A 12,270-nucleotide genomic window follows, 5' to 3' on the forward strand; every position below is an offset into this window, starting at 1 on the left:
GGATATGAAGTGCGCCAAGAACGCCAACATCGTCATTGATGAATTTGGCGCACTTCACTCCTCAAGTTCGTCACGTTCATGAATGACGCCCTTGGCGATCTTGGCGTTCTTGGAAACGGCTAGGAGCCAAAATTCTCGGAATTATGCATGACCCCTTGTCTGCCCATAAGGCGTGCGCCGTTAAAAAAACGCCTCCCCCATCCCCCTGTGGTCACATGTTGCCTTGGTCTCCTCAGGTTCGTGCAGTCACGTCCGAGACCGACACGCGGACTATTGATCAGGCTGTTAGAAGGGAGACGGACCCAAATCACTGAGTCTTTTCAATCGGTCCGCATTCGGGTTCATCTGAAATGGTGTATTCGGGTGCTGTATGGGTGGGTTTACTCATTGGCTGGAGTCTCCGACGCATCAGTTTTGAACCCAACCCTTTCGATGGAAATGGCGCAGCACAATGCTGCGATTGAACAACGGGAAGCCGATCCACAAGCCGTTCAAGGTGAAGAAGGATAAGATTGCCCACCACCACATTCCTTTGAAGGCATAGTAGAATGGGCCGAACAGCAGGCACCACAGGCGATGCCAATTGCCGAGGACAATTTTCTCCTGTCCGTTGAAGCTCCAAGTCGCACGAATGACCATTGCGATCTCCTTTCACTGATTGCAGTCGCAACAGCGCAATAAGATCGGGCAGCAGCAGTCGTCAGGGTATTTCCCGGTGAGGTACCTGCCTGCGCGGCGCACAGGGGCCAGTGTCAGGCTCGGTGTTGCGTCGGGCTGGATATGTCGCGAATGCTGGTCATACGTCCTGCTGGCTCAATACAACGCGGCCACGCGCGCCTATCGCTGCACATGCTGGGGATTGGTTGTGGGTTCCTTGAAAGTGCTTCAAGGATACGTTCGTGCGAAGGGTTGTCCCTGACATGTCTGCTGACCTCGTCTTATCGATCTGCATCAGAAACCAAGGAGATCGATATGTCTGACATCATCACGCTTAAAACCCTTTGCGAGGAACTCAAGATCGACCCGCGCGAAGCTCGCGAACGCTTGCGCGCAGCCGTCACCGACGCCAAAGCAAATCCAGAACTCGCGAAAGCACGTAAGCCACGCACACCGTGGCAATGGGTAAAGGGATCGACAGCTGAGAAGGCCGCGAGACGCGTTCTCTCTTGACAGAAAAGGGAGCGCTTTGCTGCCTTTATTCTCCGGCGACCAGGTGCTCCACATCAAATCCAAGAAGCCGTATCCCCCTAATTGAGCGATTGTTGAATGGCGGCCGCGTTGGGTCACCCCAACCGAGCAGCTCCATCACGCAGGCTTCGCCAAAGCCATTTAGCTTGTAGCTGCCATACACACAGTCGTAGGCACGATCAATTGCGTCACCGGGACCAGACAACAAGTACTTCACCGTTTTAACAACGGCCTCGCGCGTGTTGTTCGCTTGAAAATCGAGGCGCAAACGTTCGAGGCCGGTTAAGTCTTCACCCAGATCTTTTGATGCGAAACGCAACCGTTCAAGAAAGGCGTGACACCCTGTCAAATAGCGGAATAGGTCGTCGTAGCTGAGTTGCTCAAGTTCGGAGGGGTCACAAAGGTAGGTTCGAATGTTCTCGATGTTCTCGATTTCCGAGGAGGCGTGGTAGGCGTCACCCTTCACAGTGTCGTCGGTCGACTGCCAAACATTCACGTATTGCGCTATGCGATTTGCCCGTTCCTCGGGATCACGTAACAAAGTGGTCTCACGCCATCCGTTGCCGCCACCCTGTGTGAGCCTCAACCAACCTAGGAAGCGCCCCATTTCGATCTGAGGGTCATGTCCTGAATATTCTGGACGCCCAAACCCGTGTTCTTTCGCGGCGGCAAGAAGCTCATTGTGAGCTGGAACCAGCACCTCGTCGTACTTGCGACGAAAGTTCTGGATGAACGAGCGCTCCTTCGACTTTTTCGCGCTGCCTACGACCACACTTGTTGGGGCTACAGGTTTAACAAATTTATGGATGTACTTTTCAAACGCATCCTCCCCCTGCGGCTTTTCTTTCGATTTGAACGCCTTGGTATACTCGCGTAGCACTCCCTCGTTTAGGACGTCTGCATCATTCCACAAGTCATCGAAAATTTGGGGTAGATCGTAGAACGCCTCGTCACGGTCCTGTCTCAGCAGCACGGAAAGTTCGCGATTCGACTGCAGGCCGTTGGTTGTCAGATTGGCTGACCCAACAAGGGCGACGTCATCGATGATGTAAAGCTTGGTGTGGAACTTTGCATCGGTGAAGTATCTCACCTTCACCAACGGGTTTTCGAGCGCAGTACGTAGTGCCTCAGGTGTGGTGGCCGGTGAGAACCTGACGACAAGCTGAACCTCGCAACCCCTGTTGGTCAGCGCTTCTATGGGGGCTGTTGTCGTGAAGAACGGAGCGGCCAGCAGACCCACTCTCGGGTTTACGCCAGCTTGCATAAAGAAGTTGATCGTGAAGCCTGATTCCGAAGTGTTCCCGTATAGGTCTCGCAGAGCCACTTCTATTCCTCTTGATATTTTTTCTTAAGGAAACGGCTTTGTTTCGTGAACCTAGCTCGTACACTACTTGCCAGCGCATTCATGGCTTCCAGTGCATCTGAAGACGCCCGATCTGAGTTCAAAGTAAGTATGTATTGCCCTTGTAACGCCGGTGCATGTTGAGCAATGAAGCCCAAACTCCGTTTCAACGTATCCGAGTCAACTTCGAAAATATTGTCGTGTACCAGAAGCCCGAAATGTCTTTCACCAGTCAACTCATTGGTCAACAGGCTGAAGTCATAGATGAAGGTTTTCTCTCGTTCAACGCTGTGACTTCCGTCACTGTCGATTCTCAGTGTGATATCAACGACTTGTGCCTTATCAACGGTTTCAATGTGAAATGCCGCCTGTCGATTGCCCATGACGAAATTGTGGATATCCAGAATTGTTCCTTCAAAGCTCGACTTTATCCTGTTTGCTTGATCAATATTGACTTGAAGCCGTTGCACCTCGGTATCTTTTTCTAATAGCTTTTCACGCCTTTGCGAAACAGCACCGTCATGACCAGTAATAAAGCTACGTAGGTCAGCAAGCTGGTCAGCCTTTTCTTGATAGGTGGCGAATGTTTGCTTTAGCGCCTTGAGTGCGCCACCCTGATCCAAGAGACGGAGCTTTTTCTGGTACTCTTTGTCCATCACCCTGAGCGCGCCTTTGACCTCCTTCAGGCTTCGCTCAAGGCTGTCTCGGCGCTTCCGCAGAACTTCATCTTGAAAACGGTATATCTTGGCTTTGAAAGCCTTTAACTCGTCGAAGTCTTTTGCAACCAGATCTCCCAAACCCGCCTTCAAATCATTGTAATACTCAGAGAGCTCATCGGTCGATATCTCAACTCTCTCGACTTCTATTGGTTCAAGGCGAGACATTTTGTCCAGAATTATTGCCGACTGGCGACGTCGCTCAAGAATTGACTCGTCCAGTTCCTGCATTTCAGCTTCGAGTACGTCATAGGATGCTGTGTTTTCGAGATTTTCGATGTCCTGTTCAATAATTGAAACTTCGGCATCTAGTTCGTTTAAGTCAGCTCGAGCGTCATCGATTTTCTTCTGGCGCAGAAGCATTACGCTCTTTTCATATTCTTTTACCTTTTGACGGAGATCGGTAGCCTCCTTCTGCAAAACTTTGATCTTCTTGTAAGAACTGATGTTCACACCAAGAAGATAGAGATGAGGTGCGTAGTCATCAGATATTTTGAGCGTGGTGTCGTATCCATTTATTATCGATTTAAATTCCGATCGTTCATCTCGGAGAAGCACGCCCAACATTGATCTAAAAGAAGGGTGTGTGCCTTCACTCCCCTCAAATAAAAGGTTGCCCAAAAAAGAATGTGCGTCCTCCAATTTGGAGAACTCAAAAAGGTCTCCATTCACCGAAATTGTTGGCCTATTTTCCTCACCGCGCTTCCTCTTAATCGTTACCTCTTGACTTCCAATCAATAGATCAACGCAGACTTCCACATCCAGTGGAACAACGTCCTTAGGGATTTTTTTGACGCGTGAGGAAGAATATTTGGAAAGCAGAGCGAAGTTCAGAAATTCTATTGCAATGGATTTTCCAACTCCGTTCGTTTTCGCGCTTCCTTCGCTTGGCTCCCCAAGAATCAGGTTAACTCCCGGTAAAAAAGGGATCGCATCAAAGACGGGAGGGTCGGAGTATAGCTTGCTAATCTGTAGCATGTTTACCTGCAGATACATGCACTCCATCGAACTCAATAAGGTCGGTGGCGTAGAGGAATGTCAGGGCAAAGTATATCACTTTTGGTGCGAACCATGGGCGGTCTTTCAGCTTTTCGAAAACATCAAAGAGTGAGACCTTTTGCTGGGGAGACTTCCGAACCAACTGCATGACTTCCATCCCGACCAAGGGAGGTAGCGAGCTCAAATTTTCGTTGCTTGCGAAAATGTTAGGCACTTAGCTGCACCGGGTTTGGGAAAACATGACATTTCACCATCTGATCTAACATGAAGAAGCGTACTGCACCTTCATCTGAATGCTTGTTGTACTTTTGGAGGGCCTCAACATAGAACTCAACCAACTTTTCAAGCGCTTCTTTCGGGTCCCCTTCAGAAGCCATGAGTATGGCGTTGCTCTTTGTTGCGAGATGTAAGCCGAGCCTACGAACACGCGCGGAACCAAGATCCCCTTGCTTGATGGTCTCGGCTAGTACTGCGCCATATTCTACAAAATGCACTCCATACTGTTCTAGCAGATAGTCAGCGTGCGAACTGAAACGATGCTTGATCTTTCCTTCGGGATCAGGTTCCTTCAAAACGCCTTTGCCTGCTTCATCGTGAGTTTCGTTACTTAGGATTTCCATAAGATCGATGAATGTACCGACCTCATTCAGCGGAGTCGCAACCTCTTCAAACTTGATACCGGCTTCTACAAATGAGCGGACTTCACTCAAGTCGTCTTGAGATAGGTCGTTGGCGAGCTTGACCACATCATCCCAATCCCAAACATCTTTTTTCAGGTCAATTTCGAATTCTGAATTCGCACTGGAGACTTTGTCAGCCTGATATTTCTTCTTCGTAGCGATTAAGACGACCAAACGCTTGTAGTCATTGTGCAGACCATGCTCGGCAAACTTCTTCACTGTCTTAGTGATCTTGGACTTATCACCTGTCGAGGTAACCTGGATGCACATGGCTTGGTTTTTATCACCCAAGTCAATCGCTGCCGCATTCCCTAGTTCAACATTCAGGTTCTGAAAATCACTGTTTAAGATCAAGTTCAACAGGTCCCTGAAGAAATTCTCTGAAATTACATTCAGGCTCGTCAAATTTTGAGCAACAGATATTTCAATTATGTTTCTAAGATACGCAAACCGCTGAATGATTACGTTTATGTCCTGATCTCTCTGCAAACCCATAAATTGGTGCTCCAACCATCTTGATCCGACAGTGCAACTCAAGCGTGAAAGCGTCAACCATTTGTGGACAGCGAGGGCGAGTTCAAAAACGATGTGACGCTTATACGATACCCCATATGTGTCCTACTGACCCAAGGACTTAACACCCATACGACACCCAAACCCAGAGCGCTCTACGGGACACACACTGCACCAAGGTCTCAAGTAGTTGATATTACTTTGTAAAAGTGGTGCCCGGGGGCGGAATCGAACCACCGACACGAGGATTTTCAATTAGCCTTGTGATCCACGCGTGCTGTTTCAGGATCGCTCAACCCGCAACATAGCTGATTGAAAACCTTGATCTTTGTACATGGCAGATCGTCTCGACCCGCCTCGCGCTATAGCATTCAAGCACGCTACTCCTGCTACCCCAGCGATACCCGAGGTGCTCGAGGAGACCATCCAACTACCGTTTCAGTTTCCGGCAATTGGGTGAAGCGCAGCATACTCGAATGCCGCAAAAGCCTTGAGTTCCGTCGAATGGACGAAGCCTTCTCTATTCAAACCTTGCCCAAATCTCCCTAGGGTTGCATCACGCGGCTGTAGACCTACCCAATGCAGCAGCCGTTTGATCCAATTTTCAAGGGACTGCAATTGTACGATTTATCAAACTGGCGAAAGCTCACTGCGGACTACGGTTTTACGCTTCCTGAAGTAGAATTTCCCATCTCAGCGCCTCAAGTGCCGGGATTGCTATTTGAATTGAACAACCTACAAGCTGCTGCTCAGGCCAATTCGTTTGACGAACTCAATGGAGTCAGTGCGGCAGTTGCGGAGGAGATCATTCAAGCTCAGGCCAGCGCGACTGACAAGGTCGAGCGCTTGCTGCTCGAATATCTTCAGTTTGAGATATCGGTTGCACCTATGAAAGCTGCGATAGCGAGAGGTCGCTTTGATTGTGTTTTCGACTGGATACTCAATGGCCTGAGTGACCGCGTAGAATCCAGTTCTCAGCGAGAGTTTTTCCTCGAGAGACCGTTTCGCTTCATTGCCATACTAGTAGACATTCTTCCAGAACACTTCCCGAATTCGTTTTTGGAATGGGCTGATGTGTTTTTCTACTACTGCCTCCATCAATCTGCCCTGCAATCGCCAGCGGAGAAAATCGCCAAGCTTCTTGAGGGCACAGTCTTCCGGCTGCCGGCAGAACGTGAATTAGTTGTTAGAGCATCGGTGAGCCTCATGTGTTGGGGGCGAGATGTGGGACATGAAACTGCGCCTACTATTGCCGTTGTGTTGAGAAGTTTTTACGGAGCAAAAGGAATATCGATAGACAACAAAGCACTGATTGCAAAAGCATTTTCCACCCGATGCTGCGACCTTATCGGCGACACTCACTACATTTGGGCAAAAACACTGTTGGAAAAATTTGCCGATTTTTTAATCCCGAACGAACTTTTTCAGTTCCTATTCGCTTCCTTTGAAAACGTCGCTGATTGGGACCAGAACATTGAGCGGCTGATACACGCAGCATCCCAGCATTCGGATGAAGTTTGTCAAAACTATCTACTTTATTCAGATCAAGTGATTGCACTCGACAGGAAATCAAGTTTGCTCAGCCCTGTTGCAAAATTTGCGTTTGATCACGACCGGGCGTCGGATTTCTCTAAGGTTCTCGCGGCATGGTACCATGGAGAGATTGAAACCGCTGCCGCTGGAACTAGCGTGCTGTTGCCTTCGGCGATCTCAGGAATTGGGTTTCTCGGGGATGGGTCTGAAATGATTGAGTTTCGGGGCGAATTTGTTGAAGCCATCAAGGTTGTGGAAGCAATGAATGAAGCTACCAACAACGCGTTGGGAACAACGCGCACTGTGCAAGCTGGCCCCGAGCTTGATGCAGCACCGGAGCGTCCCGGGCAACCAAACAGAGATTTTGCAAGCGCATTCGAGGGAGCATTGTTCGACTTTTACAATGTTCCAGTTTTAGCCGAGAAACTGGCTGGATCGCCCGCCTTTACATGTTTTCCCCACAACCTTCACCCGCTTCAGGCGCTGTTGTCGCGGGAGACGAATGAATGCTGGCCTTTGAGTTCGAGTCTACGGACTCCGCTTCGAGATCGCCCAATTCGGCGGGCAGCCATCTGGGCTTCATGTGATGATTGGTATTCTGAAATGGAGGCGGCCTCGGCGTCGGAATTTCTGCAACGGCACGGTGTCGAAGCACATGTCTATCTTGGGCGTGAGCTTGGTCGAGATGACTTCTTCGCAATGTACCGCGATCGTGCCTATGACTTCATCCAAGTAATAGGGCATGGAGTTTTCGACCACTGGCAACTTGGTTCCTCAAAAATCCTCGTAAATCAGGGTGAGGTCGTTGCTGTAGACGACCTAGTTGACCTTCACCCAGAAAATGAAGGGAGGCGCCTTCTTTGTTTGAACATTTGTGATGGCGGCGTTTCAGATGGCTTGGGTGGGATACAAAAACTGGGGCTCGCACCTTCATTGGCCTCACCGGCACAAGCGGCTGTTTCTCACCTTTGGCCCGTTGAGCCCCGAGTGGCTTCAGCCTTTGGTTTGACAATTTGCTCCGAGTTGGTGGCTGCACAAAATGACCATTTTGGTGCATTTGCTTAAACTCTAAAAAGAGTTAGAGAACCTTGGGGGCAACGTGTTACGGCGCTGCGAGACCAGTTCGAAGGCGAAATCATGGAACGCCTTGAAAACTTCAATGCTCCAGGTGACATTTTCGATTGGGCTTCCCCGGTGTTCTTTCAGTAGCCAGAAACAGCTGTCATCAGGACCCTTTCCCCTTCGACTCAGCAATAGTCATCCATACAATCCTCATAGCTGTCCCCGGTCAGCTCGCAAAACGTCTTGAGTGCCCCTTGAAGTGAGAAATACTGGTGTTCACTTCGATGGTGGAAGAACTCGCCATGGATGGAAATCTGCGCGACTGCCCAATCCTTGATCGCATTGGGGCCGGGGTTGTGGGTCAAAACAACCAATGCATCTTCGACGAGAGATTGTTGAACCACCAAGCTCTGATAGATGTCGTTTCGGGCGAAGACTTTGCCAAACACAAGGTTTTCCGCATATTGCCCCAGCGCGTCGTTACTCACTTCCGTTGGGCATTCGGGAAACTCCGTTGGGACCCGCCAGCGAACTTGGATGACCGAAGGGGTGAGAGACTCGTACTCTTCTGGGTCAGGCTCGAAATCCGCACGTTCTGAGGTGCCGTATAGCCACTCACCAATTGCGCCACCACTGGGCACCGATCCGCTTTTTGCCCATTTCTCGAAACGCGATTTCGTTTTGGCGGCCTCGTCTTTCGATACAGTTCGCATCCAAGATACATCTGGATAGGAAGCCTCACTTTGGATTTTTGTCGGATCAGCTAGGAAGGCTTCTATTGACCCGTAGACCAGTTCAATGCGTCGCGCGGTGATCTCATTCAACAGGGCGTTTTCTAACCTCGTCAGCCATCGCAGGTTTTCCGGTCGGTTGTTCGCACGATTGGTGTCAATGTGATCCACTACGTGCTGATCTGTGGGCGGCTCGCCGTGAAATGCTGAGCAAACAATGCGGTGAACTGGTACACCCGCCAGATGCTGATATCCGGTTGTTTGGTTTTGGCGCCCGAAGGTCCACGTCTTGTCCAGTGGGCGGGCGCGCTTTCGATACTCATTGAAGCGATAAACCGCGCCGTTATCGCGAACGAGATGCCGCTCACCCCGATATTCGACTTCGATTTCGTTTTCGTAGATTTCAAGCAGGTGATCTTGATCGCCCACTGGTGAATTCGTTTGATCCAAAGATGGCATCACACTCTCCAGTGCAAAGTTGCCTCGGCCTTCCCCAGACTACTCGATCTGGTGCCGGTTGTTTTTGGCAGAAATGAAACAAGGCGTCAGGCGCTGCCTTATGCTCTGAAACGCAACGGAAGAATGTCGCGTGCGCAGGCAAGAAGTCAACCGACGATTGAAGGTCTGCAAACTTCAAACCCGTTTGACCTCTGGTTCAGTGCGATCAGTCGCGTCTCAGATCATCTAGGATTGTCCCTGACGTGGCATTTCCGGGTCTCTTATCATGACTCTATGAAACAGAAACTCACCACCAAGCTCATCGAAACCAGAAAGCCCGATCCTAACAAGCGCGTTGACTATCGCGACACTGTTGTTCCCGGCTTGGTCCTTCGCGTAAACAAGTCCGGCACCAAAACCTTCAGTTTTCACAAGCGCATAAACGGAAAAATGAAGCGTTTGACCATCGGCCAGTTCGGACCGTTTTCCCTGACCGACGCTCGGGCACGAGCGCGACAATTACTCTATGAAGTTGAAACGGGCCGTTTCGAACAGAACACCCGCATCGAGGTCGATACCAAGCCGACTTTGAGCGAAGTGATCCCAGATTACATTGAAAAATACGCCAAAGTTCACAACCGAGATAGCGACCGCAAGGCAGCACAGCTTGCCAAGTTTACAGCCTTGCTCAACATGCGAATTAACGAGATTAAACGCGCAGATGTGGTGAAAGCATGCGACGAGATCCAGAAATCTGCACCAATCGGCGTGAACCGCGCATTGGCTCATCTCAAACATCTAATGGGCTGGTGCGTAGAGCGGAGCTTGATCGAAGTTTCACCCATTGCCGGGATGAAGCCACGCGCCAAAGAACAACCTCGCAATCGGGTATTGAGCGACGAAGAGCTAGACGCTCTTTGGACAGCCTTTGAAGCAGAGGGTTATCCTTTTGGGGATTGCATGAAGCTTCTAGCCCTCAGCGGCCAGAGACGCGCCGAGGTTGCCGAGATGCGCTGGTCGGAACTAGACCTTGAAAAACGCCTTTGGACCTTGCCTGCCGAACGGGCCAAGAATGGGAGGCAACACACAGTCCCGATCACGGATGCCATGTTTGATGTGTTGCGCAGGGTCCCTCCTTTCCTTGGGTCAGATTATGTATTCACGACGAAAGGTGTTACGCCGATCTCAGGATTCGGTCGCTTGAAAGAACGGTTCGATAATGCATTGCCCGATGGCACTGAACCGTGGCACATCCATGACTTGCGTCGCACGATGTCCACCAACATGGCGCAAATCGGCATTCCGCAAGCTGTGACCGAGGCGTTGCTGAACCACAAGACGGGTGTAGTCTCAGGCGTTGCGGCCATCTACAATGTCTATTCATACGCGGACGAGAAGCGCGAGGCGCTGGACAAGTGGAATGAGCATATCGAAAAAATCACAACGCCCAAGAATGCTCAGCAACTTGAAAGGCGACATCACGCCTGAACGCTGGGTTGGATACGCGAGCAAAAAGTTCCCACCCAGCCAAAATCCGTGGTCCGAAATTTATACCAACGATGCGGCGGTCGAGATCGCAAAGACGATACGCCTTGAGAGTCCAGCCCAAATTGAAGAGCTTCGGCTTCAACTTGCTGCAACCGCCGAATACCTCCTGTCCGTTTTCGACTTCGTGGGCGGTTCCGCGACACCGGCACAAAAACTCGCTTGGGCCGCAAAGATCGATGATTTGTCCCGTCGATTGATGGCAGGCTTGGCCGATTCTGACGACCTGCTGTCATCCGTGGTTGTCCGCATAGGGAAAGAAAAGTCCTCCCGTTTTGTTCCGGCTTCGGAAATGAGGAAAAGGGTGAAGCAAACCGAAGCCACCGTGTCGAACCTACTTGAGTTAGTTCAAGCAGTCAGCGGCGCGCCGAAAGATGTCGGGGCAGCAACCGCGCATGCGGAAACAATGCAGGCAGTTGTCAACGGTATAACCGAAGTTTTCATCGATATCCGGGGCCTTGAGCATGTGAAGCGCTCCGCATCAGAAGGCAAAATAGATGGCGAATACCCAGAATTCATACGAGAGGCAGCGCGACCGCTCCTGGCGGCCTACTATTCAAAGTTCTCAAAAGATTCCACAAATCTAGAAAACCTAAACAGGCAAATTCAAAGAGCGGTTTCCGACTATCGATTTGACGATTGAACAGAACGTCTCACTTTGCAACGTTCTTGTTCATAGCATTGAAATGACAAGCTAAATTAACTGCGCCACAACTGTGTCAGGAACCGGTTCCTTTCAGAAACGAAAGGAAAAACTATGACAGACAGTATGGCAAATAAGACCCTCGTTACGCGCGAAGACCTGAAGCGCATGGGCATCAACGTGTCGAACACCACGAAACTGCGCTGGGAGGCCCAAGGGCGTTTCCCTCGTCGTATCAGGATGGGTGGAACCACCGTCGCGTGGTTCATGTCAGAGATCGAAGACTGGCTTACCGAACGTTCCGAAGAGCGCGTCCGCACTCACTACGCAGACTACTGATTGGGGGATTTCAAGCCCCTTTTCCCAACAGAAAAGTAAGAGGAAACACCATGCGACGAAAAAATCGCGTGTCCGATGCGATGCGCTCCAAATCAATACTGGGCGCTGCGAAAGCCCAAGTTAAAGCTGGGCGAAAGGTAGTACTGACCTATGGGATACTCGAGGATGGACGCTGTGCCTGCAAGCGTGACGACTGCCCATCCCCCGGCAAGCACCCCTTATCCAAGTTCTTCCCAAATGGTGTGAATAGCGCAACCGATGATATCGCACTGGTGCAAAGAGCCCTGCGACGGCATACCAATGCAAACCTCGCTATATCTCTCTCTGGATTGACTGTCGTTGATGTAGACGGTGATGCAGGGCGCGCAGCCGTGAAACGGCTTGACCTTCCAGATACGGTCAAGGTGTTCACTGGAAGAGGTTACCATCTGTATTTCGAAGGCGAGTTATCCGAGGGCACCTTCAAGGCAGAAAAACTCGACGTCCTAACTGGCGGCAACAGGATGGCGATGGTTCCTCCCAGCAACCATCCCTAGGGCAA

Annotated in this window: 11 protein-coding genes; 6 read left to right on the top strand and 5 right to left on the bottom strand. The window is 50.5% G+C overall.

The window, feature by feature from the left end; genetic code table 11:
* Window positions 1–408 precede the first annotated feature (408 nt).
* Window positions 409–639, bottom strand: a complete 231-nt coding sequence (locus ABWV47_RS07785; protein ID WP_353310433.1) for a hypothetical protein — start codon at window positions 637–639, stop codon at window positions 409–411.
* Between the two features lie 333 nt (window positions 640–972).
* On the opposite strand from ABWV47_RS07785, the gene ABWV47_RS07790 reads away from it, so the two are divergent.
* On the top strand, window positions 973–1,170 hold the full coding sequence (locus ABWV47_RS07790; RefSeq protein ID WP_353310435.1) for a hypothetical protein: 198 nt from the start codon (window positions 973–975) through the stop codon (window positions 1,168–1,170).
* Window positions 1,171–1,195: 25 nt separating this feature from the next.
* Here the strand turns inward: ABWV47_RS07790 and ABWV47_RS07795 are convergent, their stop codons facing one another.
* The 3 genes from ABWV47_RS07795 to ABWV47_RS07805 form a co-directional block, all read right to left on the bottom strand.
* Window positions 1,196–2,512 carry a phospholipase D-like domain-containing protein gene (locus ABWV47_RS07795; protein ID WP_353310438.1) on the bottom strand — a complete coding sequence of 439 codons (1,317 nt, stop codon included), beginning with the start codon at window positions 2,510–2,512 and terminating at the stop codon, window positions 1,196–1,198.
* A gap of 2 nt (window positions 2,513–2,514) precedes the next feature.
* Window positions 2,515–4,224 carry a DUF2326 domain-containing protein gene (locus ABWV47_RS07800; protein ID WP_353310441.1) on the bottom strand — a complete coding sequence of 570 codons (1,710 nt, stop codon included), beginning with the start codon at window positions 4,222–4,224 and terminating at the stop codon, window positions 2,515–2,517.
* A gap of 227 nt (window positions 4,225–4,451) precedes the next feature.
* A complete protein-coding gene (locus tag ABWV47_RS07805) occupies window positions 4,452–5,420 on the bottom strand; it encodes an SMEK domain-containing protein (protein WP_353310444.1) in 969 nt (322 codons plus the stop codon).
* A gap of 597 nt (window positions 5,421–6,017) precedes the next feature.
* Between ABWV47_RS07805 and ABWV47_RS07810 the strand changes: the two genes are divergently transcribed.
* Window positions 6,018–8,036, top strand: a complete 2,019-nt coding sequence (locus ABWV47_RS07810) for a CHAT domain-containing protein (RefSeq protein WP_353310447.1) — start codon at window positions 6,018–6,020, stop codon at window positions 8,034–8,036.
* Window positions 8,037–8,218: 182 nt separating this feature from the next.
* On the opposite strand, the gene ABWV47_RS07815 is transcribed toward ABWV47_RS07810, so the two are convergent.
* Window positions 8,219–9,223, bottom strand: coding sequence for an HNH endonuclease signature motif containing protein (locus ABWV47_RS07815; RefSeq protein ID WP_353310450.1), 1,005 nt, complete (start codon window positions 9,221–9,223; stop codon window positions 8,219–8,221).
* 51 nt (window positions 9,224–9,274) lie between these two features.
* Between ABWV47_RS07815 and ABWV47_RS07820 the strand changes: the two genes are divergently transcribed.
* From ABWV47_RS07820 to ABWV47_RS07835, 4 genes are all read left to right on the top strand, one after another.
* A complete protein-coding gene (locus tag ABWV47_RS07820; protein ID WP_353310453.1) occupies window positions 9,275–10,690 on the top strand; it encodes a tyrosine-type recombinase/integrase in 1,416 nt (471 codons plus the stop codon).
* Window positions 10,668–11,390, top strand: coding sequence for a hypothetical protein (locus tag ABWV47_RS07825; protein WP_353310456.1), 723 nt, complete (start codon window positions 10,668–10,670; stop codon window positions 11,388–11,390). The genes ABWV47_RS07820 and ABWV47_RS07825 overlap by 23 nt, the downstream gene beginning before the upstream one ends.
* Window positions 11,391–11,516: 126 nt before the next feature.
* A complete protein-coding gene (locus ABWV47_RS07830; protein ID WP_353310459.1) occupies window positions 11,517–11,729 on the top strand; it encodes a helix-turn-helix transcriptional regulator in 213 nt (70 codons plus the stop codon).
* Window positions 11,730–11,779: 50 nt separating this feature from the next.
* The gene (locus ABWV47_RS07835) at window positions 11,780–12,265 is read left to right on the top strand and encodes a bifunctional DNA primase/polymerase (protein WP_353310462.1); all 486 of its coding nucleotides are present in this window, start codon (window positions 11,780–11,782) and stop codon (window positions 12,263–12,265) included.
* Window positions 12,266–12,270 lie beyond the last annotated feature (5 nt).

The organism is Shimia sp. NS0008-38b (assembly GCF_040370365.1).
Lineage (GTDB): Bacteria > Pseudomonadota > Alphaproteobacteria > Rhodobacterales > Rhodobacteraceae > Shimia.